The 24,942-nt window shown below is 52.1% G+C and carries 15 protein-coding genes; 9 read left to right on the forward strand and 6 right to left on the reverse strand.

Translation table 11 applies throughout. From position 1 onward, the window contains the following. The first annotated feature begins 98 nt into the window (after positions 1-98). Positions 99-5,489, forward strand: a complete 5,391-nt coding sequence (locus VPK24_RS01080) for a trifunctional serine/threonine-protein kinase/ATP-binding protein/sensor histidine kinase (RefSeq protein WP_393009946.1) — start codon at positions 99-101, stop codon at positions 5,487-5,489. A 104-nt stretch (positions 5,490-5,593) separates the two neighbouring features. Further along, the gene (gene ureG / locus VPK24_RS01085) at positions 5,594-6,214 is read left to right on the forward strand and encodes an urease accessory protein UreG (RefSeq protein WP_393009948.1); all 621 of its coding nucleotides are present in this window, start codon (positions 5,594-5,596) and stop codon (positions 6,212-6,214) included. Positions 6,215-6,295: 81 nt separating this feature from the next. Here the strand turns inward: ureG and VPK24_RS01090 are convergent, their stop codons facing one another. Continuing rightward, a complete protein-coding gene (locus VPK24_RS01090) occupies positions 6,296-8,287 on the reverse strand; it encodes an MASE1 domain-containing protein (RefSeq protein ID WP_393009950.1) in 1,992 nt (663 codons plus the stop codon). 665 nt (positions 8,288-8,952) lie between these two features. Beyond that, on the reverse strand, positions 8,953-9,624 hold the full coding sequence (locus VPK24_RS01095; protein WP_393009952.1) for a Fe2+-dependent dioxygenase: 672 nt from the start codon (positions 9,622-9,624) through the stop codon (positions 8,953-8,955). 310 nt (positions 9,625-9,934) lie between these two features. On the opposite strand from VPK24_RS01095, the gene efeO reads away from it, so the two are divergent. Both efeO and efeB read left to right on the forward strand, forming a co-directional pair. Then, positions 9,935-10,984 carry an iron uptake system protein EfeO gene (efeO, locus tag VPK24_RS01100; RefSeq protein WP_393009954.1) on the forward strand — a complete coding sequence of 350 codons (1,050 nt, stop codon included), beginning with the start codon at positions 9,935-9,937 and terminating at the stop codon, positions 10,982-10,984. Positions 10,985-11,063: 79 nt separating this feature from the next. Next, positions 11,064-12,311: an iron uptake transporter deferrochelatase/peroxidase subunit gene (gene efeB / locus VPK24_RS01105; RefSeq protein ID WP_393009956.1), complete on the forward strand. Its 1,248-nt coding sequence runs from the start codon at positions 11,064-11,066 to the stop codon at positions 12,309-12,311. 257 nt (positions 12,312-12,568) lie between these two features. Here the strand turns inward: efeB and VPK24_RS01110 are convergent, their stop codons facing one another. Together VPK24_RS01110 and VPK24_RS01115 are read right to left on the reverse strand one after the other, a co-directional pair. Further along, complete coding sequence (locus VPK24_RS01110; RefSeq protein WP_190355835.1) at positions 12,569-13,585, reverse strand: TOBE-like domain-containing protein; 1,017 nt, start codon at positions 13,583-13,585, stop codon at positions 12,569-12,571. A 224-nt stretch (positions 13,586-13,809) separates the two neighbouring features. Further along, positions 13,810-14,925 (reverse strand): alkene reductase, encoded by a 1,116-nt coding sequence (locus VPK24_RS01115; RefSeq protein ID WP_393009958.1) that lies wholly within the window; start codon positions 14,923-14,925, stop codon positions 13,810-13,812. A gap of 389 nt (positions 14,926-15,314) precedes the next feature. Here VPK24_RS01115 and VPK24_RS01120 point away from each other — a divergent pair, with 389 nt between their 5' ends. Then, positions 15,315-15,704: a winged helix-turn-helix transcriptional regulator gene (locus VPK24_RS01120; protein ID WP_190529508.1), complete on the forward strand. Its 390-nt coding sequence runs from the start codon at positions 15,315-15,317 to the stop codon at positions 15,702-15,704. A 206-nt stretch (positions 15,705-15,910) separates the two neighbouring features. Here VPK24_RS01120 and VPK24_RS01125 read toward each other — a convergent pair whose 3' ends face one another. Then, positions 15,911-16,888 carry an alpha/beta fold hydrolase gene (locus tag VPK24_RS01125; protein WP_393009960.1) on the reverse strand — a complete coding sequence of 326 codons (978 nt, stop codon included), beginning with the start codon at positions 16,886-16,888 and terminating at the stop codon, positions 15,911-15,913. Positions 16,889-17,356: 468 nt separating this feature from the next. On the opposite strand from VPK24_RS01125, the gene infC reads away from it, so the two are divergent. From infC to VPK24_RS01140, 3 genes are all read left to right on the forward strand, one after another. After that, positions 17,357-17,899, forward strand: coding sequence for a translation initiation factor IF-3 (infC, locus tag VPK24_RS01130; protein ID WP_099532596.1), 543 nt, complete (start codon positions 17,357-17,359; stop codon positions 17,897-17,899). A 196-nt stretch (positions 17,900-18,095) separates the two neighbouring features. After that, complete coding sequence (locus VPK24_RS01135) at positions 18,096-21,113, forward strand: Npt1/Npt2 family nucleotide transporter (RefSeq protein ID WP_393009962.1); 3,018 nt, start codon at positions 18,096-18,098, stop codon at positions 21,111-21,113. Between the two features lie 208 nt (positions 21,114-21,321). Further along, positions 21,322-21,810: a Crp/Fnr family transcriptional regulator gene (locus VPK24_RS01140; RefSeq protein WP_393009964.1), complete on the forward strand. Its 489-nt coding sequence runs from the start codon at positions 21,322-21,324 to the stop codon at positions 21,808-21,810. A gap of 48 nt (positions 21,811-21,858) precedes the next feature. On the opposite strand, the gene VPK24_RS01145 is transcribed toward VPK24_RS01140, so the two are convergent. Further along, positions 21,859-24,369 (reverse strand): DNA gyrase/topoisomerase IV subunit A, encoded by a 2,511-nt coding sequence (locus VPK24_RS01145; protein ID WP_393009966.1) that lies wholly within the window; start codon positions 24,367-24,369, stop codon positions 21,859-21,861. Positions 24,370-24,519: 150 nt separating this feature from the next. Here VPK24_RS01145 and VPK24_RS01150 point away from each other — a divergent pair, with 150 nt between their 5' ends. Then, positions 24,520-24,921 (forward strand): response regulator, encoded by a 402-nt coding sequence (locus VPK24_RS01150; RefSeq protein ID WP_099532594.1) that lies wholly within the window; start codon positions 24,520-24,522, stop codon positions 24,919-24,921. Positions 24,922-24,942: the final 21 nt, after the last annotated feature.

Raw genomic sequence — 24,942 nt, forward strand, 5'->3', positions numbered from 1 at the left:
TCAGGGTTGACTTACAACCTTCAAGATTGATTATATTTTGATTCTGTCCCTGTTTTGATTCTGTTTCTGTTTGTAAATTGCGCTGCCACTGAATTGCTATGGATGTGTTTGCTCAATATCAAGTTTCGGAGGTTCTTTCAGCAACCGAACGGACTATTGTCTATCGGGCTGTGAAGCAACCAGAGCAAAAGCCGGTCATTTTGAAAACGGTGGCTTCTGATTATCCGAATCGGGCTGATTTGGCTAAGCTTCAGCATGAGTATGAAGTGCTCAGAGGCTTGAACTTAGAAGGAGTTGTGGAAACCTACGGAGTTGATGAAATCCAGGGTAAACCCTTTTTAGTGCTTGAGGATTTTGGAGGGTGTGACTTGACCTCTTGCCTCCAAAATCAATCGCTTTCGCTGGATGATATTCTATGGATTGGTTGTCAGTTGGCAGCAATTTTGGGACGACTGCACAACTGCCAGATTATTCACAAAGATATTAAGCCACATAATCTAATTTTTGAGCCTAAAACTCGACAGTTAAAACTAACGGATTTTTCGATCGCCTCTCGCCTTTCTAAGGAACACCCAATCCTCAGCAGTCCCAATCTTCTAGAGGGAACGTTGCTCTATGTGTCGCCAGAGCAAACGGGACGCATGAACCGCACGGTGGACTATCGAACCGATTTCTATTCTTTGGGTGTCACGCTCTATGAGTTATTAACGGGCCAGCTTCCTTTCCAATCCAGCGATCCCATGGAATTGGTGCATTGCCATATTGCAAAGTCACCCATTCCGCCTCATGACCTCAATGCTCAAATTTCGCCTCAAGTGTCGGCAGTGATTTTGAAGTTGATGGCCAAGACGGCGGAAGAACGCTACCAAAGCGCTTACGGTATTCAGCGGGACTTGGAGGAATGCCTGAGCCAGTGGCAGCGGTTTGGTTCGATCGCCCCGTTTCCTCTGGCGGAGCGCGATCAATGCGGCACGTTCAGCATTCCCCAAAAGCTCTATGGGCGGGAAATGGAAGTGCAACAGCTTTTGGATGTGTTCGATCGCGTCAGCGCGGGAAATACGGAAATGGTGCTGGTGGCGGGCTATTCCGGCATCGGCAAATCGGCTTTGGTGAATGAGGTGCATAAGCCGATCGCCCGTCAGCGTGGGTACTTCATCAGTGGCAAGTTTGACCAATTTCAACGTAATATTCCCTACGCTTCGCCTATTCAAGCATTTCGTGAATTGGCGCGACAGTTACTGACCGAAACGGAGGAGCAAATTGCCGTTTGGCGCGCAAAATTGACCGCCGCTTTGGGCAACAATGGATCAATCATTACCGATGTGATTCCCGAACTGGAATCGATCGTTGGTCCTCAGACCCCAGCGCCAGAATTGCCTCCTTCCGAAGCCCAAAATCGCTTCAACTTGGTTTTTCGCACCTTCATTCATGTGTTCTGCCAGGTCGATCGACCGTTGGTCATTTTTCTAGACGATTTGCAATGGGCTGATGCGGCTTCTTTGCAACTTATTGAACAATTAATGACTGATCCCGATGGGCAATACCTGTTGATGTTGGGAGCCTATCGGGACAATGAAGTGGACTCTACGCACCCCCTGTTACGGATGCTAGGCACGATCGAAACGGAGGGAGCCAAACTGCAAACCATTACCCTCAAGCCCCTGACGCTAGATCATGTGTTGACTTTGGTGGGAGACACCTTACACCGACCACCGGAAACTGTGGAACCCATTGCCCAATTGCTGGTGCAAAAAACCCAAGGAAATCCATTTTTCTTAACGCAGTTGTTTAAATACCTCTATGTTGAAGGGGTCATTTGGTTTGAATCGGGGACGGGGCAATGGGAATGGAGTTTTCAGCATTTGCCGCCCATTGAAATCACAGAAAATGTGATTAGTTTGATGGTTCATGAAATCCAAAAGTTGGATGTTTCTGTGCAACGAGCGCTGCAATTAGCCGCTTGCATTGGCAACCAATTTGATTTGGATATGTTAGCCATTGTTCATGAAAAATCTACAGCGGAAACTTCTACAGATTTATGGCAAGCTCTGCAAGCAGGATTGGTTATTCCTCTGAATGCGGCTTACAAAATTCCGCAGGTGCTGGAAGATTGCAAAACAGTCACGATCACCTACAAGTTTTTGCACGATCGTGTACAGCAAGCGGCCTATTCTCTAATTCCTAATGATGAAAAACAACTTATCCATTTAACCGTGGGCCGCCTGTTGCTCAACAGCATTGAACCCGATCGGCTAGATGATTGTCTGTTTGATGTGGTGAATGCGATGAATGTGGGTTCTGTCCTCATTACGGATGCCCAAGAACAGCTACTCTTGGCGCGGCTGAATGATCGAGCAGGCAGTAAGGCTAAGGCAGCGGCGGCCTACAATTCTGCCCAAGAATACTTCGCGATGGGTCGTCAATTACTGCCGGAAAATGCCTGGGATACGGACTATGAATTAAGCCTCAGTCTCTACACCGAAAGTGTGGAAGTTGAATATTTATTAACTCGATTTGAAGAAGCACAAATTCTTTCGGAAATTGCCTTAGAGCGCTCGCGCTCGCTGCGCGATCGCACGAAAATCTATGAGCTAAAAATTCAGTTTCTGATCGCTGAAAACCAAATGCATAGTGCGATCGAAACAGCCTTGCCTGTCTTGGAACTGCTGGGCTATCCCTTGGTGGTTGATCCGCAATTGTTGCAACTGAATCAGCCGCTGCCGGAGTTAGACCAGTTGGCAGATTATCCAGAAATGAGCGATCGCGCTGCTCTGGCTGCCCTTGAAATCCTGATCATCATCACGGGCCCCTCTTATCAAGCAAGACCCGATTTGTTGCCCTTCATTGTCTTTCGGATGGTGAACATGTGCCTAGAGCTGGGCCATTCAGCCCTCGCTGCCTACGCCTATGGCATGTATGGATTGTTGTTGTGTGGCCCCTTAGATCAAATTGAATTGGGCTATCGATCGGGACAAATTTCTTTGCAAATTTTGGAGCAATATCCCTCGGATGCTTTGAAATGCAAAATCCACATGCTTTTCAATTCCTTTGTGGTTCATTGGAAAGAACCCCATCAAAATACGATTCAATTCCTTGAGCGCACAGTGCAAATGGGAATGGAAACGGGCGATGTGGTTTATGCCACCTACTGCGCCATGTGGTCTTGTGGCTACATGATGTTGGTGGGAACACCCCTGACAGAAGTGGCCCGAGAGCAGCAACTGTATATCGAATTGCTCCAAAAAATTAAACAGGATCATGGCTTATATCCAGCCATGACTTGGCGACAACTCACAGAAGCCTTGGAGTCGCCAGAAACACCCACTTCTCAACTGGAAGGTCGCTATATTAATCGCCAATTGGTTTCAGAAATTCAAGCTTCTGAAAACCAAATGCTGCTTTTCTTTATCTATTTTGCAGAAACCATTCTGGCCTATGTCATGAATGACTGGGAAGCAGCGAAAATCAAGGCAAATTTGGCTGACCAGTACCAAGCCGCCGCCACCGCTTCTATGTTGTCTGGTGGCTTCACGTTCTATGCCGCATTGGTTTATCTCAAAACCACTCAACCCAGTGACTTGACTACGCTGAATGAGGATGAACAAGATCAGCCTTCGACCTTAGAATGTTTGACGACTAAGCTGAAAAATTGGGCAAATCACGCACCAGAAAACTATCAAAGTAAATATGAATTGGTGTTGGCGGAAACGGCCCGCTGGCAAGGAGAAATCCTGCGCGCCATGGACTATTATGATCGCGCTATCAACACGGCCCAAGCCCATAGTCGTTGGCCTGAAGTGGCGATCGCTGCTGAGCGTGCCGCTGAGCTATATCAAGATTCCGGGCGCGACAAAATTGCTAAGCAATACTGGCTGGATGCGGCTCATGCTTACGATCGCTGGGGAGCCAAAGCCAAAGTCGCCGCGCTCCAGGCCAAATCGCTGCCCTTACAAAATCTGTCGCCCCGGCGGCCGCCGACCTTGCCGCCCACGGGCACTCAGCACTCCACCCACCCCCACACAACCGCCAGCACGGTGCTGGATATTAACACCGTAATTAAAGCGGCCCAAGCCCTTTCTGGGGAAATTGTGTTGTCGCAATTGTTAACCCAACTAACGCGACTAACCCTTGAAAATGCTGGGGCCCAAACGGGCTATTTGCTCCTCAAAGATCCTCAACAAAACAATCGGTTAACCGTGGTAGCCACCAGCCATGTGGAAGGGCAAACGGCCGTAGATGTTCCCCTGAATTGCCCCTTATCTCCGAGTTTATCTTTGCCGATTTCCCTGATTCAATACGTGCAACGAACCCAAGAATCAGTGGTTTTGGGCAACGCCATGGCTGAAGGACTATTTACCAATGATCCTTACATTGCAAATCATCAAATTCAATCGGTAATTTGTATGCCCATTACTCAGCAAGGACAGTTAATGGGCGTTCTTTATTTGGAAAATAATTTGGCGATCGATGCGTTCACACCCGATCGCTTGGAAGTGTTGCAAATTCTGATGGCACAGGCTGCTATTTCCATTGAAAACGCACGTCTCTACCGAAACTTGGAAGATTACAGCAACAATCTGGAAAAGAAAGTGGCCGCCCGCACTCAGGAGCTGACCGAAAGAAATCAACAGTTGAAGATTACGCTCCAAGAACTGCAGCAAACCCAAGCACAACTGATTCAAGCGGAAAAAATGTCTAGCTTGGGGCAAATGGTGGCGGGTATTGCCCATGAAATTAATAATCCCATTAGTTTCATTATGGGTAACATTACCCACGCTCAATCCTATTTTTCGGATTTGCTGAACCTGTTGGCACTCTATGAGCAATATTCTCCCTCTATTCATCCAATCGTTCAAGAAAGAATGAAAGAAGTGGAGTTGGATTTTCTGAAAGAAGATCTGAATAATTTGTTTCACTCGATGCAAAATGGAGTTGATCGAGTTCGGCAAATTGTCCTAGGACTGCGAAATTTTTCGCGTTTGGATGAATCAGATCAAAAACGAGTCGATTTGCACGAAGGGATTGACAACACGCTGCTGATTTTGCAGCACCGATTACAAGTACAAAGCCAACAGCCAGAAATCAGCGTGTTAAAAAATTATGGCGAAATTCCGTTGGTGAATTGCTATGCCAGCATGGTCAATCAGGTCTTTTTGAATATTTTGACCAATGCGATCGATGCCTTGCGATCGCCCGCCGGTTTTGCCTTGCAGCCAATGCCTGAAATTTCCATTGAAACTCGCAAAATTAGCGATCGAACTGTACAAATCTCCATCACTGACAACGGCCCAGGTATGGAAGAAGGTGTGCGACAAAAAATCTTTGATCCCTTCTTTACCACAAAACCAGTGGGTGAAGGCAAGGGATTGGGCTTATCAGTGAGTTATCAAATTATTACTCAACAGCACCACGGACAACTATCCTGTCAGTCTGTACCCCAACAGGGAGCGACATTAACGATTGAACTACCCATTGACGGCCCAGCTTGAGTAGTTAGGGATCTTGTCAAACTCAATGAGCCTTTGCCAAAATTTCTTAAATTGAATGAGTTGGCCATGCGCTCATCTCAGCAGTTCATTTATGATCGATTACCATGACCAGTCAATTACGAATCGGGGTGGCCGGGCCTGTGGGTTCCGGAAAAACAGCGCTGGTTGACGCTTTATGTAAAAAATTGCGCGATCAATATAGTCTGGCGGTAGTTACCAATGACATCTATACCCAAGAAGATGCTCAATTTTTAGTCCGGAGTGCTGCTCTTTCTCCTGATCGAATTGTGGGCGTGGAAACTGGCGGTTGCCCCCACACGGCCATCCGAGAAGATGCTTCCATTAACCTGGTGGCGATCGAGCAATTAGAGGCTAAATTTGCACAGGGCGATCGTCCCATTCAAATTACCTTTGTTGAAAGTGGTGGAGATAACTTGGCCGCCACCTTTAGCCCAGAGTTAGTTGATTTAACAATTTACGTGATTGATGTGGCCGCCGGTGACAAAATTCCTCGCAAAGGGGGGCCGGGTATCACCAAATCTGATCTTTTGGTAATTAATAAAATCGACTTAGCTCCCCATGTGGGTGCTGACTTAGCCATCATGGAACGGGATGCTCAAAAAATGCGAGCTGATCGCCCTTTTCTTTTCAGCAATCTGAAAACAGGCCATGGTCTGCCAGAGATTATTGGCTTTATTGAACAGCAGTTGCCCCCGGTTTCTTAGGGGATCTCTGAACGATCAAAATTGATCAATTGCCTGACTTTAATTCATGATTAACCGGTGGGGTAATCCATGAGTAAAGGATTACTCAATGGGTAAACGAATCAAAAACTCAGTCCCTTGATTAAGCTGGGATTGCACATCAATTGACCCACCATGTTTAGCCACCACAATTTCTCGAGCGATCGATAGGCCAATTCCCGTGCCTTGGTTCACTCCCTTGGTCGTGAAGAGGTGATCAAAAACCCGAGTGATCGTTGCCTCATTCATCCCCTTGGCATTATCAGCAATGGCAATCATAATCTGGTTATCTTCCAACTTCGTCGTTACCGTAATTTGGTAAGGATTTGCTTGTAAATGTGTAAAACTTTGCCCCACGGCTGACTCGTCAATCGCATCAATGGCATTGGCTAAAACATTCATAAAAACCTGATTCATTTGCCCTGGAAAGCAGTAAATTTCAGGCAGATTTCCATAATTACGGACTACTCTAATTTCAGGTCGCTGATTAGTGCCCTTCAGTCGATATTTCAAAATTAAAATCGTGCTGTTGAGGTTTTCCTCTAGTTGGGCTTTGACCTTTTGATCTGTGTCCGATCGTGTGAATGCTCGCAAACTTTTACTAATTCCAGTCACGCGGTTTGTGGCGTGATGCATGGCTTCAAATAACCTAGGGAAATCTTCTTCTAAAAATTCTAAATCGATATCCTCAGCATGTTTGAGGATATCTACTTTAGGTTCAGGATACTGCTGCTGATAAAGCCGAATATGCTCTAATAAATAGTTGGTATATTCTTCGACATTTTCAATGCTGCCATCCAAAAAGCTGATCGGGTTATTAATCTCATGGGCAACCCCAGCAATTAAATTTCCCAACGCAGACATTTTTTCACTTTGAACCATTTGAGCTTGAGTAAACTTCAATTTCTCAAGGGTTCGTTCTAAGGTTCGATTCTGGTGAACCAACGTTTTGGCTTGATGCTCCAAAACATGATTGGCAACCTTTAAATCTGCAAATGCTCGATTTAGCTTTACCTTTGCAGTGTTTTGTTCAGCCAAGACTGCTGTCAAAATTAACGAAGTGAAAACCACCACCACAATAAATGACTGCAAACCCATTAATGACTGGCTTAAATGCGGACTTGCAAAGCTGCCTAAACCTCGCACAGTGCCTAAAACAGCCATCAAAGAAATTAAAAAAACTGTTAAATTGGCACCAATATCACCAAAACGAAAAACGGCCCAAATCAACAAAGGAATTAAAACATAAGCAATAGATTGGCTATTCCAAAAAGCGAAAAAACTAATTAAAAAAACACTTAGCATTAATAATATAAATTCAATTTCTTTGCTCGGAGCTACTTTAATTCCCAATCGCGATAAAACACCTTGAAAAGAATATGGATTTACAATTTTGCGATTCAGGATATGGAAAATAATTTGTAATAAATTATGACAATTTAGTCGATTGAGCTTGAGATAACGATGTCCACTTAAAATGAGTGGCGTTAAAATAAAAATACCAGCAACATTGGAGACCCACCAAATTAACCAAACACTAAGAACACTTTCAAGAAAGTTAATTTTTCCAGCAAAAGCTAACATCCCTACGCCCATTGTTGCATTAACGATCGGGCCTAGCAAGCCTGCATAGACTAAGAACCGAATGGTGTCAGAAACTTGATTAAATGGATATCGGTTTTGGGTTGATTGTTTAAATAGGAACGTTCCTAATTGTGTGCCCGCAGTGGTTCCGGCGGCAATGCCCAGCACAGCCAAGGTAGATAACAGCAGGGTAATTAAATTACGACTGTCCCAAAAAGCTTGAATATTAGCCCCAAAAGATCCCAAAAAAACGCCGGGCAGAACTCTTTTGCCACAGAGCAGCGTGATGCCAACGGCAAATCCGTCTGGCGGCCACACAGGAGTAACCGAATTGGGCGTTGAGGCCAGAAGTCGAGATAGCTCCGCCAAGGCATCGTAAACCAGGGCGGTTCCCAAGATTGGCCCCAGGTGAATTTTTTGTAGCCACGCCAGGGACTTGCGAACTGTGATGACGTTCGTGATCTGTTCCATAGATTTCTAGTGGGCGATCGATCTATTGAGTATTACGTCGATCTATGAAAAAGTCGTGAAAGTATTCAGTGAATTTTTGAAAATGTAGACAAATCCGGCGTTGTTTTCATTAATTAACCTAAATTTGGGGCTCCTGGTGGTCACAGCTCAAGACAAATTTCTATTAGTTTATTTTTGGAGTTGGTTAGAAAATTTTTGGAAATTTCAAAATGCTCTTATGAAATTCTAGTCTCTATAAACCAATTGCTTTGTGTTAATTAATAGAATCCTTAAATTTCAATCTTAAATTATTATCCATGGAAATAAATCAATTTCAATATTTTCTAATTGCTTTTCATGATTAATCTATAATTTATCTGAGCGACAATTTGACCTTATTGAATAAGCAAAAAATGATGAAAATTGACTGAATTGGTAACTTAAACGGCATTATCTGAATAAAGAATTAATCGCGATTTCTTGAATTCAAGAAAAATTGATAATTTTACGATTTGTCGAAATTTCTATACATAAATTTACATTTAAATTTATTTGACCTGAACTGAATTTCAGTCCCTGATCGATCAAGGCTGCCTTTGGAATCGATCGATCCAAGGTTGCCCATGAGCGCTTTGTATTGAACCCATTCACCGCGCTGGGGCTGGTTAGTGGTTGCATCGTTGTGGCTAGAGTTCTCCCCATTTGCGAAGTAGGTTGGCGTGGGTTTTGGCAATGAGGTCAAACTCGGGCGTTTTGCCGGTTTGGGCAAACAGTGCTTGGCGGGCGGTGTCTAGGTCAAAAAGCAGTTCTCGCTCGGCGGGATCTTTGACAAGACTTTGGATCCAGGTGACGGCTACCAGGCGCACACCATGGGCGATCGCCTCCACTCGGTGCAGAGTAGAGGAGGGATAGAGCACCATGGCTCCGGCTGCGAGCTTGAAGGTTTCTTCGCCGTTGGTGGTTTCAATCACCAATTCGCCACCGCCGTAGGTTTCGGGCGATCGCAAAAACAGGGTGAGAGACAAGTCCGATCGAATTTTGGGATCGCTGCCCATGAAAGCGTTGTCTACGTGGCTGCCGTAGGCCATGCCGGTTTCGTAGCGACTGAACAGAATTGGGCCGATCGCCTTGGGTAGTGCTGCCATTTGGAACAATGGATTACGCCATAGGGCCTGTCTCACCAGCGTTCGCAGGGGGCTAAAGGCGGGGTCTGTGCTGGCCAGTTGGGTGTTTTGCTTCACGAGCCTGGCGTGCCAGCCAGCGGTAGCCTGGCCGTCAATAAATGTTGCGCCCGCCAGTTGCGCCTCCATGGTGGCCAATTCCTCCGCGCTCAGCACATTGGCAATAGAAATAATCATTAGTCTTTTTAATTGCAGATCTTTTTCTTAGAAAAATTACTACAGTTTGGCATTAAGCGGCCGAAGTGCTTGGAACATGACGAACTACAAAAACGGTCAATTTCAAGAACTGCAAGCATTTTCCCGATCGCGACTGCTCTGGCTTGGCTCCCGGAAGAGGGACAAGCACCTGTTATACTCTTGCAAGTAATTCGCAATTTTTGATTCCCGCTCTAATTCCTGGAGTGGCCAGTTGGCACGCCCGAGCACCCTCCGCCAGACAACCGTTGCCGCTGGCCATCGGATCTTTAGCCATCAGACTTCAGCAGCCATGAAAAATAAGACAAAACTTTGGGTTGGCATTGGTGCATATCTGTTAACGGCCCTAAGTCCCACGGGCTGCGCGGTTGCACCTCAGCAAAATGCGGCGGTCTCAACCCAGGAAGCGGCCTCGCCTGGGGCTGAATCTCCCGTGGCTTCTGCAACGGCCTCGCCTGGGGCCGTAGCTTCGGAACTGGATCCCTGTCGGCGGGGCGCTGGCGGCGAAGGGGGTGAAGGCGGCGAAGGCGGTGAAGGCGGTGAAGGCGGTGAAGGGGCCGAAGAAAGCAGCGCTGCGGCCACGCCGAACCCGGCCATTAAGCCCGAGGAACTTCAGAAGGCGGTGGCCGATTACAAGACCTATGTGGTGCAAGAGGTCGATCGCCTGGTGACCGATACGAAGGTGTTTACCGATCGAGTAATTGCCGGAGATGTGGCGGGGGCGAAAGCGGTGTATGGCTCATCGCGGTTGGGTTGGGAACGCATTGAGCCGATCGCCTCGTCCTTTGCGGCCCTGGATGGGGCGATCGATGCGCGGGTGGATGACTTTAAAGGGGAAGACGACCCGGCATTCACAGGTTTTCACCGCATTGAAATGGGGTTGTTTAAATACAACACCACCAAAGGCTATGAACCCTTCGCCCGCAAGCTGATGACGGATCTTCAGGGTCTAAAAACCTGCGTGGCTTCCCTGGAAATTGAGCCGAGGGATATGGTTCGCGGGGCTTCGGAACTGATTGAAGAAGTCTCCCTGGGCAAAATTACCGGTGAGGAAGATCGCTACAGTCGTTTGGATTTCTGGTCATTCCGCGCCAACTTGGAAGGCTCCCAAAAAATTGTGGATTTGGTGCGGCCCATGGTGCAGCGAATTCAGCCCACGGTGTTGCAACGGGTCGATCGGGATTTTGCGGCCGTGAATCAGGTTTTGGAGAAATATAAGCTGCCCAATGGCGACTTCATGACCTACGACAAGCTTTCGGCCGCCGACAAAAAGCGCTTACAGGCAGATTTGGCCAAGCTTGCGGAAAACATTTCCAAACTACGGGGCGTAATCGGTGTTTAGGGTTAACTAACCGTTATTCCTGCCTGCTATACCAACGGGGCAAACATTGTCTTTGAGGAAATATTCTGAGGGAAGATTCATGGTAAAAACACGCTTTTCTTGGAGTCGGCGGCAACTCCTGGGACGGGGATTGGCGATCGCCGTTGGTGCAGGCCTGGGCCTGTGGCAAGGTCAACGTTGGTGGGGCGATCGCTCCGAAGCCGCTGCCCTGGCGGAGGCGATTCCCTTTTGGGGCCCTCACCAACCGGGCATCGTGACACCGGATGTGGCTGCTGCTCTGGTGGTGGCTCTGGACGTGACCGCACGCGATCGCCAGGAACTGACTCAACTGTTTCAAACCCTGACCGATCGAATTGCCTATTTGATGGCCGGTGGTGCCCTGAAGCCCTTGGATCAGCGCTATCCCCCCAGCGGCTCCGGTATTTTGGGCGATGAATTTCCCGCCGATCGGCTCACGGTCACCGTTTCCGTGGGGGCCTCTCTGTTTGACCAACGCTACGGCCTGGCCGCCGCCAAACCCCGCCACTTGACGGAAATGCCCAATTTCCCGAACGATCGCCTCGATCCCCAGCTTTGCCATGGCGACTTGCTCTTGCAGTTTTGCGCCAACCACGAAGAAACCAACATCCACGCCCTGCGCGACATCCTGAAGCAGTTGTCGGGGTTGGTGGTTTTGCGTTGGCAAATGGCCGGTTTCCAGCAGCCCGATCGCGACCCCCATCCCCGCCGCACCACCGTGCGCAACCTGTTGGGTTTCAAGGACGGCACGGTGAACCCGAACCCGAAGGACGAGAAATTAATGAACCGCTTGGTTTGGGTTTCTCGCAACAGCCCAGAACCGGCCTGGACGGTCGGCGGTTCCTATCACGTGGTGCGAATCATTCGGATGTTTGTGGAGTTTTGGGATCGAACTCCCTTGGACGAGCAAGAAGCAGTGATGGGGCGATCGCGCAGTAGCGGTGCGCCCTTGGGCTACCGCCATGAGGAAGAGATTCCAAACTATCAACGGGCCGGCAAAGCAATTCCCCGCGATTCCCATATCCGATTGGCAAACCCGCGCAATCCCGGCATGGGAGAGCATCAAATTTTGCGCAAAGGATTCCACTACTCCCGCGATATCGATCGCGCCGGTCAGTTGGACATGGGCTTGCTCTTTTTAGCCTTTCAACAGGATGTGAAAACTGGCTTTGAAGCCATTCAAAATCGGCTGAATGGTGAACCTTTGGAGGAATACATTAAGCCGATCGGGGGCGGCTATTTCTTTGCCCTGCCTGGCGTGCCCGATCGCGACAGTTACTTGGGTCAGTCTCTGTTGCAATCGGTGTAATTGCGATCGGTGTAATTGCAATCGGTGTAATTTAGGCAGCGCAGCTTAGGGCCTGTCGTCATTTCCTAGGATCATTTTCCATGTCCCAGCCGTTGTAACAAGGGGCTTGAGCATCTTGTCCCCCACAATCTACCAACGACAAAATCAGGGTTTCAGGCGATTTGACGACACGCCCTAAGACGTATTGACTCAACCAATCGATCGAATCGATCGAATGAATTAATTAAGCAGGGTAATTCAGGCCGCATTGGACAGAGTTAGATCGAATAATGCAGCGGAAACGCCTTTGCTCCCTTGGGCTTGACGTAAACCCGCTGCTGGGGCGAAAGATCTAATTCATCAAATCGTTCCCGCGTCAGATGGGCCGTCATCACCTGCCCATCATCCAACACCAATTCTGCCTGAATTTCCCAACCCAAATGCACTAGCCGACTAATGCGGGCCGGAGCCGTGGCCGTGTCCGGTGCTAGTTCAATCACCACATCATGGGGCCGCAGGAAAATTTCCGGTTCCGTAGAATCAATGCCGTGAGCCTGGAAGATTTGGGAATCGCTGGGCAGGATGTTCACCGGCCCAATGAACTTCATCACAAAAGGCGTGGCGGGGCGATCGTAAATTTCAGCGGGCGAGCCAATTTGTTCAATGCGCCCATGATTCACAATCACGATCTCATCGGCCACTTCCATCGCTTCCTCTTGGTCGTGGGTCACAAAAACCGTGGTCACATGCACTTCGTCGTGCAAACGCCGTAACCAGGCCCGCAAATCCTTGCGCACCCTCGCATCCAATGCCCCAAAGGGTTCATCCAACAGCAACACTTTCGGTTCCACAGCCAACGCCCGCGCCAGAGCCACCCGCTGTCGTTGGCCGCCGGACAGTTGGGAGGGGTAGCGATCGCCCAACCCCGAAAGCTGCACCAACTCCAGCAGCTCATCGACTCGCTGGCGAACCTTGGCGCGATCGGTCTTTTGTAATTCCAACCCAAAGCCAATGTTTTGGCGCACGGTCATGTGTTTAAACAGGGCGTAGTGCTGAAACACAAAGCCGATGTTGCGTTCTTGTACGGTTTGGTCGGTGGCATCTTTGCCGGTGAGCCAAATTCGCCCGCTGTCCGGCTTTTCGAGACCGGCAATCAACCGCAGCAGGGTTGATTTACCGGATCCCGAAGCACCCAACAGGGCCACCAGCGAACCGGACTCTAAGCTAAGGCTGACGTTATCGACGGCCAGGAAATCGCCAAAGCGTTTGGTGACGTTTTCTACGACGATGCCCACGATGCCGCTGCTCCCGATGCGAAAGGTTGACCCCCATTATGCAATGGATAGGTCGTCGATCGACTAAAAATCTCCACTTTCTCGGTCGTGTTACCGGGGTTTGGAGCTAAATTCCAGTCGGCTCAGGGCACAACTTCAATAGGTTGAATCAACCGGTTGATTTAACCGGTTGATTTAACTGCGATGCAGGATGCTAGTCTCCTTGAAAAATCTCAAAAAAGTCCCTAAGCAGGGCTATGCCCTTGATCGGCGAGTGTTGGATAGTCCGTGTAGCCGATATGCAAATCTTGATCGCCCTTTCCGTAGAATGTTTTGAAATCTGGCGGATTTAAATCCGCATTGATCGCCAAACGTTCGGGTAAGTCAGGATTGGCAATGAAGGGTCTGCCAAATGAAACCAGTTCCGCCAAACCCGATTCAAGCACTTGTGCCGCGCTGAGGCGATCGTAATTGCCGTTGGTGATGATAGTTCCTTGATAGTTCGATCGTAAGGTTGCCAAAACGGGATTTAAAACGGCATCGGTTGCCAAATCAGTCTCATTCGGCTCCATCAAATGGACATAGGCTAAATTGAAGGCGTTGAGGGCGGAAAGCAAATAGCTAAATAAGGCTTGGGGATCGGAGTCTCGCATTCCATAAAATGTGTTACTAGGAGATAGCTTGATCCCAACGCGATCGCCCCCAATAGCGCTACAAACAGATTCAACAACCTCCAGTGCAAAGCGCGATCGATTTTCAATCGAACCACCATATTGATCAGTTCGTTGGTTCGATTCATCCTGCAAAAACTGATCAATAAGATATCCAAAAGCGCCATGTAGCTCTACGCCATCAAAACCAGCCCTGATCGCATTTTTAGCCCCTTGAGTAAACTGCTCGATAATGACCGGAATTTCATCGATTTCAAGGGCGCGCGGCGTTTCCAAGCTGACTTTTCCAATCGGCGTATGCAATGTCCCGATCGCCGCGATCGCGCTGGGAGCCACAGGTGTTTCTCCACCCAACAGTGCCGGATGAGCAATGCGGCCGCTATGCCACAATTGCAGAAAAATTCGCCCTCCTTGGTTGTGTACTGCATCAGTAACCTGTTGCCAGCCGGCCACTTGGGCTTCGGAGTAAACACCAGGACAGTTAATGTAACCATTACTCAGAGGAGAAATCATTGTGCATTCAGTTACGATCAGTCCCGCAGAAGCCCGCTGAGCGTAATAGGTTGCCATTAAGGATGAAGGGATCGAGTCGATCGCTCGAAGACGGGTCATGGGAGCCATCACGATTCGGTTGGGCAAGAGCAACGCTCCCAACTGCATGGGCGTAAATAGATGAGTGGACGGGTTCATATTCGTTGCCTCACTTCCAAAAATGCTCAAGAAATTAATGCTCAAGAAATTGCTGTGACGGTGCTCGAATTTTCTGAATGCTTGGGTCTAGTATTTTTCTGGTCTTTTTAATCTCTCCGAGAACTTGTTTTGCAGCTAAACTCAGAACTGATAAAAATTACGATCAAAAGACTATTAAAAACGATCTGATTCGACTAAATTTGAGCTTTATTGTAGCTAAGCAGTTGCCTATTTCAGGGTTGACCTCAATTGCTAAGGTAGATGCTTTCAATGGCATGAAGGTTTAACCAAAAAGCAAGTTAGTCAATTGGGCTTGACAGCAGCGGGGTTAGTATAGAATCTTTTTCCGAAGGAAACAATAAGGCACCAAATGGTGCGTGACCTCTGGCATGATTCGTCAATTTCCTGAACCAGACCTGTTCACGCTGAATTGCCCTACTCAGCAAGTGCTAGACATTGTGGCGCACAAGTGGGTTGTCATCATTTTGTATTGCTTGGCCTATGGGCCAAAACGGTACGGCGAAATTCATCGCCGAATAGATGGCATTTCGCAGAAGGTTTTAACGCAATCTCTCAAGAGTTTGGTGGTTAACGGACTGGTGAATCGACGGGTTTTGTCGGGCACTCCTGCTAATGTGGAATATTCACTTTCGGAGTTGGGATTGAGTTTGATTGAGCCGTTGATGGAAATTGCAAATTGGTCGCGAGCGCATTTTTCTGAAGTTTTGGCGGCTCGAAACCAACTGGCCAATGACACTTCAGAGTCGCTTCAAAAATGAGACGAAATGATTTATGAATTAATAAATGGCTCAAAGAATCGCTCAAAATGGCTCAAAAATGACTCAAAAATGATGAATTTGGAAATAATTAGCTATTGGGTAATCTGCATGACCCCAATGAGCCGACTAGCACTAAATTTATGTGAGACGTGGGCCTAAATCCAGGGCGATTTGCGGTTGGGTTTCGCGCAACGGCCAGCAATTCCCTAGGGTTCTCCTGCCGCGTCGGCCGATCGCCCCAGTCGATCGAGCCATTGGCGCAAGAGGGCATTCACTCGATCGGGCGCTTCATCGTGGGGACAATGACCCGCTCCCTCGATCGGCACAAATTCCAAACGCGGTGAACAGCCAACAAATTGTTGGGACAGGGCGAAGGGGATGAGTCGATCGCGCGTGCCCCACAACAGAAGCACCGGAATTTGGATGTGGTTCAACACCCGCCGAATGGGGGGCGAAAACCGGCTGCTGGCCATGGCGCGGATGATTTGGGCAAAGGTGCGGGCCGCCCCCTGATCGCGGGCCGGCTCTGTCAAAATTTCCACCAACTCCGAATCGATCGCTCCGGGATCTCCCCAAGCCAAGCCAGCCCAGCGCCGCACCACGGCCGGCCGGCGCACCCCATAAAAAACAGCCTGCAACAGCCAGGGAGAAGCCACTAAATTCTCCAGCCCCAGCACCAGTGGGCGCAGGGCCCTGGGAATAATTTCCTCGCGCATGGATGGATCGGGCAAGCTAATCGCCACGGCCCCACAAACCATTTCGGGGTAGCATTCCGCCACCGTGAGGGCAATGGCCGAGCCGATCGAGTTGCCCACCACCACCGCCGGAACCCCAATGAAGGTTTGCCAAAACTCCCGCACCTGCTCCGCCCAAAAGTAAGCATCGTAGGCCACCAACGGCTTGCAAGATGCGCCAAAGCCAACCAAATCGAGGGCATAAACCGGATGGTGAGTGGCCAGGGCTTCCATGTTGGAGCGCCAATAGCCGATCGAGGCCCCAAACCCATGCAGCAACAAAATGGGCGGCCCGCCATTCACCGCCGGGCCGGGCAGGAAACTGTAGCGGGTTGACCAACCGCGCCAAACCCAATCACGCCGATCGCCCACGCGATCGACCCACGATCGCGCCGGGCATTGAGGGACTGGGGGTTGCGGGTCGGTCGTGGCCAGTGGAGTTGCGTTCATGGGGTGCTGTGGCCGAATACTTTTGATCGAGCGGCTTTGATGATCGAACGGCCTCGATCGAGGCACTGGATCACAAAGACCATCATGATTCAGTTGCCTGGATCAAATACTAAGAAATCTTGCGAGTTTATTGACATCCTTAGCTGCACCTTAGCCGATCAAACCCCCTATTTCCAAGGCGCGATCGCCCGAAAAGTCCCTCATCCCATCCACCCCTGGCACAGAGTAAAATAGGTGGCAGTCTCTGTTGTTTTGGGCCAAGTCTGTCCCGCAGCAGCCAGACGCTGAATGGTTCAATACCGTTCGATACCATTCAATTGATTGCTCGATCGTGCTAAGACGGAAGCAAATCGCCTCAATCGCCCCATGCGATCGGCTGTTTCCCGCCCTAGCAACGCTGGCCCAGCCTAAACAAACTTCAAAAGCTCCATTCACAGCGATCGCGCTACCCCAGAATCCATTTCACCAATGCCACCAGTCATCGACAAACGCAAACCCGCGAATCTTCCCCCCATCAACGAAAACATCCGCTTTCCCGAAGTGCGCCTGATTGATGCAGACGGCGCACAGGTTGGAATCATCCCCACCTACGACGCACGCCGCATGGCCGAGGAAAAGGAACTAGACCTCGTGCTGATTAGTGACAAGGCCGTGCCGCCCGTTTGCCGGATCATGGACTACGGCAAATATAAGTTTGAGCAAGAAAAGAAGGCGCGCGAGGCCAAGAAGAAGCAGCATACGGCTGACGTGAAAGAAGTCAAGATGCGCTACAAAATCGACCCGCACGATTACCAAGTGCGGATCCGCGCCGCTGAACGCTTCCTCAAGGCCGGCGACAAAGTGAAGGCTACGATCACCTTCCGAGGGCGGGAAATTCAGCACGCCCACCTGGCGGAAACCTTGCTCAATCAAATGATGCAGGATCTGCAAGAAGTGGCTGAGGTGCAGCAAGCACCGAAGCGGGAAGGCCGCAATATGATGATGCTGCTGTCACCCAAGCGGGAAAAGTAACCTTCGGCAAGGATGGCCAGGGGTGAAAACTGGGTGATGGCACGCGGGGGCCCCTGGGCCCAACCGTGACCATTAGATTGACGAGAGATTGACGAGCCGTCCATGGTTTTGTCACCCTTGTGTGGTGGGGGGCGTGCGATCGTGCGCCCCTCTGCCCTTGCCCGTCCGCCCACTCCATTTGATTGACCGATCGCCCATGGATGCCAACTATCAGGGAACCCGAGGCGGCGCATGGCAACAGGTGCTGCGCTGGCTGAACCTTCGGCCCGAAGAAGGGGAACGCACTTGGTTGATGTTCGCCTTCTACACCACCACCACCGTGGGGTTGAGTTGGCTGGATAACAGCACGGCGGGCCTGTTTGTCGATCGCTACGGGGCCGTGGGTCTGCCGCTCATTTATTTGGGCAACGCGGCGATCGGGGCCTTGATGGGCTTTGCCTATTCCCTGATGCAGAAGGTCATTCCCCTGCGTCAGACGATCGTCTTGATTCCGATTTTGATTGCCCTGCCCCTGGTGGCCTTTCGGGCGGGATTGGGCATTGAGCACCTGGCGGCGATCACGGTTTTTGTGATGCGGCTGTGGCTGGATGTGACCTATGTGCTCAACGACATCAACACCTCCATCACCGCCAACCAGCTTTTTAACATTCGGGAAATTAAGCGCACCTATCCCCTCATCAGCAGTGGTGTGCTGGTGGCGGATGTGATCAGCGGTTTTTCGCTGCCGGTGCTGTTGGATTGGGTGGGGCTGCCGAATGTGTTGCTGTTGGCGGCCGCCACGATCGCCTTTGGGGGCGGCATTTTGTTTTATTTGGGCCGGGCCTACAGCCAGGCCTTCCCCGATTCCCCCAGTCGCTACACCGAAGAGTCCCAGGCGGATTCTAATCGTCGGCTGCAGGGGCCCCTGCGCAGCTATGCGGGCTGGCTGGTGGCCTTTTTCATGCTGGCGCAGGTGTTGTTTTTGCTGGTGGAATTTCAGTTTTTTGATCGACTGGAGTTGCAGAGCAAAACGACGGCGGGCACGGGCACGGGGGGTGACGTGGCCAGCGAGATTGCCAGTTTTTTGGGTCTGTTTAATGGGGTGTTGGGGTTGGCGGAGTTGCTGACCCAATGGCTGGTGTCCAGTCGGGCGATCGAGCGGATTGGCCTGTTTCGATCGGCGGCCATTTTGCCCACGGCGGTGCTGATTTCCGGGGTTTTGGCCCTGTTGAGCATTCCGCTAGCGGCCAATGGATTTTCGGGTGCGTTCCTGGGGGCGATCGGCCTGAAGTTCATGGATGAGCTGCTGCGCTACACCCTCTTTGCCAGCACCAACCCAGTGCTGTTCCAGCCCATTCCCGACAGCGTGCGGGGCAGCATCCAAGCCCGGGTTCGCGGTGTGTTTGAGTCGCTCTCCACGGGGCTGGCGGGGCTGCTGATTTTGGGGACGGTGTTTGTTTGCAAGCACTTTTTACCACCGGACTACCTGGAAGCCCAAAGCTGGATTGTGCTGGGGGCGATCGTCATTTTGTCGGTGCTCTGGGTGGTGGCGGTGTTGGGGTTGCGATCGCGCTACATCAGCCTGTTGGTGATCAGCGCCGAGCGGGGCCGGCTGGGCACGATGGATGTGGACTCTTCCACCCTGCGCCAGGCGGTGATTGAGGCCCTGGTGCAACCGGGAACCACCCCCGAAGATAAGCGATCGTGCATCGAACTCCTGAGCCGCATTGACCCCGAACGGGCCAGTGAAGTGCTCGCTCCTCTGCTGACCGGGTTTCCGCCCGTGCTGCAAAAGCAATGTCTAGAAGTGATGCTGGAGCGGCCCCAAACGGACTATCTCGCGCAAGTGCGGGCCTTGATTGTGCAGCAACCACCGCCGGAGGTGCTGGCGGCGGCCCTGCGCTACGTCTGGATTACGGAATCCGATCAGGATGTGCGTCATTTGCAGCCCTACCTGCGGCCGGAGGTGGATCCCATGGTGCGAGGCACGGCGGCCTCGTTAATTATGCGCCGTGGATCCGCAAGCCAGAAGGCCGAAGCCACCAACAGTTTGCGCCGGATGCTCACTAGCGGTGATGTGCGAGAGCGGGTGATGGGTTGTCGGGCCTTGGGCGAGGCGGCCTATCTCCAGGCCCTGCGGTTGTATGTGCCGGATTTGCTGCAAGATTCATCGGTAGAGGTGCGTTGCGCCCTGCTGGAAGTGATTGCCTCGGCCCGGCTGGAAGACTATTACCCGGCCCTGTTGCGGGGGCTGAATTACAAGAGCACCCGGGAATCGGCCCTGCGCGGGTTGACCAAGCTGGAGCATGAGGTGCTGCCGATGCTGTTGGAGATGGCGGAGGACTGCCATAAGCCAGATCTGATGCGGATGCAGGCCTGGGGGGCGATCGGGCGCATTAGCACTTCGGAAGCCTTGGATATTTTGGTGTCGCGGTTGTTGGTGTCCTGGGGAGCCACCCGCCAAACGATTATGCGCACCCTGCTGAAGCTGCCCGATGACGCGGGGATTGAGGGCGTGCTGCGGCGGATTGGGCGAAGCGGGGTGGAAATGGCGATCGACCAGGAGTTGCGCTACGTGGGCCAATTGGCGGCGGCGCTGGTGGATTTGTCGGAAGCGTCCCTCACGGGGCGGGAGGCGGATCTGTTGCGCCAGTCCCTGCGCGACTCGATTCAGGATGCCCATGAACGGCTCTTTTCCCTGATGAAGTTCCTCTACCCGATCGGGTCGATTCAAGCGGCTTCCTTCAATTTGCGATCGGGGTCGCGGGAGTCCGTGGCTCGGGGCTTGGAAATTTTGGATAATACGCTGGATATTCCCAGTAAGCGGGCGGTGTTGGGAATTTTTGACTCCGCCAATGATCGCGATCGACTGGCGGCGGTGAATGAGCTGATGCACTACCAACCCATGGCCCCGCGCGATCGGGTGCGGCGGCTTTTGGATTTGCGCTATTTCCTGTCCGATTGGCCCTTGGCCTGTTGCTTCCATGTGGCGCGGGCCCTGCGCTGGAGCCTGACCACGGATCAAACCCTGGCCTGTTTGCGTCACCCACGCGGCTTTGTACGAGAAGCGGTGTTAGCCTATTTGGAGTTGGCTTCTCAGCGGATGTTGGCGGAAATTTTGCCCCGGATGGTGCATGATCCCGATCGCCTGGTTCTGGCCCAGGTGCAACACCTAGCCCAGGGGTTGGGCGTTGCCCTGCCCACCAAGTCCGCCGAGGCTTCGGGCCCTGCCTAGGGGCTGGGGTGGCTCAGGGTCGATCGACTCTGCCAGCGAAGAACCCTCAGCCCAGCACTCGCCACTCCCACAAAGCGGGATAAGATAGCGGGGTGTTGAGCCTTCATCATGCCGTTTCACCTCCAGCCTTGCCCTCGCGGTGCATCAACCAGCTTTGAGTCATTGACCGCCTGGGGCCTGCTGCCTGACCCACCGCGCCTAGCCGCTCATGCTCACTAGCGTCGATCGCCTGCTCTTTATCCGCGAAGTCCCGATTTTTAAAGAACTGCGCGACGAGTTCCTCGTGCGGTTAGCTTCCTGCATGGATGAGTTATCGTTTTCTGCCAAGCAAACGATCTTCACGCAGGGGCAAGAGGGGCGATCGCTCTACATTGTGGTGTCGGGACGGGTGCGGGTGCATCTGAACGATCGAGATTTGGCCCATCTGGGGAAAGGATCCTTTTTTGGGGAAATGTCGCTGTTTGATGCGGAACCCCGATCGGCCTCCGTCACGACGATCGAACCCTGCGAATGTTTGATGCTGACCCAACAGCAGCTCTACGACGCGATCGACGAAACCCCTGATATTGCGGTGAATGTGATTCGGCTGCTCTCTCGTCGGATTCGGGAGCTGAATCAAAAACTGAATGCCAGTCGCGATTTGGACGGCAAAGGATCCGGATCAACCCTCTTACCGTCCAATTCCCAAAATAGCTAGGGCCAACTGCGCCCTAGCCCAAACAAAACGCCCAGTGAAGATCTTGATCTACAGGACGATCGCTCCGGTAATGGCCTCAGTGCTGGCCAGCTTCACCAGCCGATCGCCCTGATCTTCGCGCCCCAGGACGGGGAAATCTGCCCAAGCCAAGCCGCCCGATCGACCCGTGTTGGTGCTGATCCACCACAGGCCGTAATCGGCCACCGGGGCCATGGCCGCCAGCCGATCGCCCCGCGCCAGGGTCAGGAAATTGCTGCCCGCTTCACCCAATCCATTCAGGCGCAGGCGATTGATGCGCAGTTGCTTGCCATAACCTCGCTCGGTGATCAGGGCCAGGGTTTGCCCCGGGCTTAAGGTGCAACAGCCCAACAACCGTTCTGATCGACTCACCTTCGTGGCCAAGGCTCCTTGGGTGTTGCGGTTGCTGACCGGTAGGGTAACCGCGTCCAGGGGCACAATCATGCCTCGGCCCATGGAAGTGGCCACCACCAGCCGATCGCCCTCGGATCCCAAGGCGGCGGCCACCAACTGATCGCCCTCCTTCAGCTTCAGGGCCACCAGGCCCCGTCCGGTAATTCGCTCAAATTCCCCCAGTGCCAGGCGCTTTACCCGCCCTTGCTGAGTGAGCACAATCAAATCCTGGGGTGGGTTGGAGTGATCGGCAAAGTCCAGCGACAACACGGCCACAATTTCCCGGGCCAGGGCCGCCACCGAATCATCCGCACTTTGCAGGGCGGTCGATCGGGCCGATTCCGGCAGGAGGGTGACCAGGGGCAATCCTCGGGGCGCTTTTTTGCTAATGGGGGGAATGTCGCCCACCCGCAGGCTATAGGCCTTGCCCGATCGGGTGAGTACTAACAATTCCCGATCGGTTTGCGTATTAAAGGTCTGTACGGCGGCCTCGTCCCGTTCCGTCAGCTCGCCCGGCGTGGGTTCGCTGCGCCGTCGCTTGGGCGGAACCCGCCGCACATAACCCCGATCGCTCAGTTCCACAATTGCCGGTTCCGGAGCCGTGGGAGCCGCTATCGCTGGCGATTCCGTGGTCGCCTGCACCGTCGCTTCATCCAAAATTCGGGTGCGGCGCGGATCGGCAAATTTCTTTTTGAACGATCGCAGGTCTTTTTTCAGAAATTTCAGCCGTTCTTGTCGATCGTCCAGCAAATTCGACAGCTCTGCTAGGCGCGATCGCAGGGTTTCCCGTTCCTCCAACAATTTTTGGCGCTCCAGTCCCGTCAGCCGCCGCATGGGCATTCCCAACACTGCCTGAGCCTGGGAATCGCTCATGCCCAGCCGCACGGCCAACTGTGCCTGGGCGGTGGTTCCGTCCGGGGCAAACCGCAAAATCTCGATCGTTTCATCCAAATGATCCAGGGCCAGCACTAACCCTTCCACCAACTCCAGTCGATCGGCCACCTGCTCACGATCGGCCGTCAATTGCTTCGTGAGGGTTTCTTCCCGGAATGCCAAAAAGACTTGGAGGGCCTGCTTCAGGCTCAACTGCTGGGGCTGGCGATCGACAATGGCCAGCAGAATCATGCCAAAGGTGGACTGCAAATCCGTTTGGCGATAAAGCTGCTTCAAAACCGCCGCTGGCTCCGCCTCCCGCTTTAGTTCAATGACAACCCGAATTCCGTCGCGATCGCTCTCATCCCGCAAATCGCTGATGCCCGTCAGCTTGCCTAGGTTCACCAACTCGGCCATTTTTTCTAGCCAACTGGCCTTGTTGGTTTGGTAGGGCAACTCCGTCACCACGATCGCCGTCCGTTTTTGGCGACCCCGCCCGCCGGGAATTTCCTCCACATGGGTCACCCCCCGCAGGACAATGCTGCCCTTGCCGGTGCGGTAGGCATCCTCAATGCCCTTGGTGCCGATAATTTCGCCCCCGGTGGGGAAGTCGGGGCCCGGAATCAGTTTCCACAGTTGCGCATCGGTTAAGTCCGGGCGATCGATCAGTGCCACCAACCCATCCACCAACTCGCCCAGGTGGTGCGGGGGAATATTGGTGGCCATGCCCACGGCAATGCCCGAACAGCCATTCAGCAACAGCAGGGGCAACTGCACCGGCAACACCACCGGCTCCTGTTGGGAACTGTCGAAATTGGGCGCAAAGTTAACGGTGGCCTCGCTCAGGTTGGCCAGGGCTGAAACCTGGGCGATTTCCGCCAATCGGGTTTCCGTATAGCGCATGGCGGCCGGTGGATCGTCGTCGATCGAGCCAAAATTGCCATGGCCCTGCAACAGGGGATAGCGCATGGAAAAGCTCTGCACCATCCGCACCAGCGCGTCATAAACCGCCTTGTCTCCGTGGGGGTGATATTTCCCCAACACATCCCCCACCACCCGGGCACATTTGCGAAAGGGGCGATCGGGCGTTAACCCCAACTCATGCATCGCGTACAAAATCCGCCGATGCACCGGTTTGAGGCCATCCCGCGCATCCGGCAGGGCCCGGCCGACGATCGTACTCATGGCGTATTCCAAATACGATCGCTGCATTTCCCCATGCAGCGAAGTCGGAATGATTTGCCCAGAGCCAAGAAGGTTGAGTTGCGCGGTCATCAGGCGAGTCCAGTCCAAAAAACGGCCAAGGGGTGAGCGAAATTAAAAATCGCAAGAAAGACGAGGATTAATCAGCAGTCGCTTGCACGGAAAGAGCAATGAGGCATAGCATAACAACTAGACAGCCTCGCATTTGGCGCAACTTGCTCGATGAAAACGGTTTTGATCGTTGAAGACGACCCAATTAATGCACGCGTCTTCTCCAAAATTTTGACCAAGCGGGGCGGCCTGGCCGTGCAGCACACAGAAGATGTGGAAGAGGTCGTGAAGATTGCCCGGGCGGGCGAAGCGGACATCATCTTGATGGACGTTTCCTTGGCCCACAGCACCTATGAGGGCAAATCGGTTGATGGAATTAAAATCACCCAAATGTTGAAGGGGGATCCGGCCACGGCCAAGCTGCCCATCATTCTGGTGACGGCCCACGCCATGGAAGGCGATCGGGAAAACTTCCTGTCCGAAAGTGGCGCGGATGACTACATTTCCAAGCCCGTAGTCGATCACCAAGCCTTTGTGGACAAAATCGTCAGCCTGCTGCCCACGGACGCTTAGGGCGGGCGATCGACGGCTGGG

The sequence above is a fragment of the Limnothrix redekei LRLZ20PSL1 genome, from assembly GCF_043235035.1.
Lineage (GTDB): Bacteria > Cyanobacteriota > Cyanobacteriia > CACIAM-69d > CACIAM-69d > CACIAM-69d.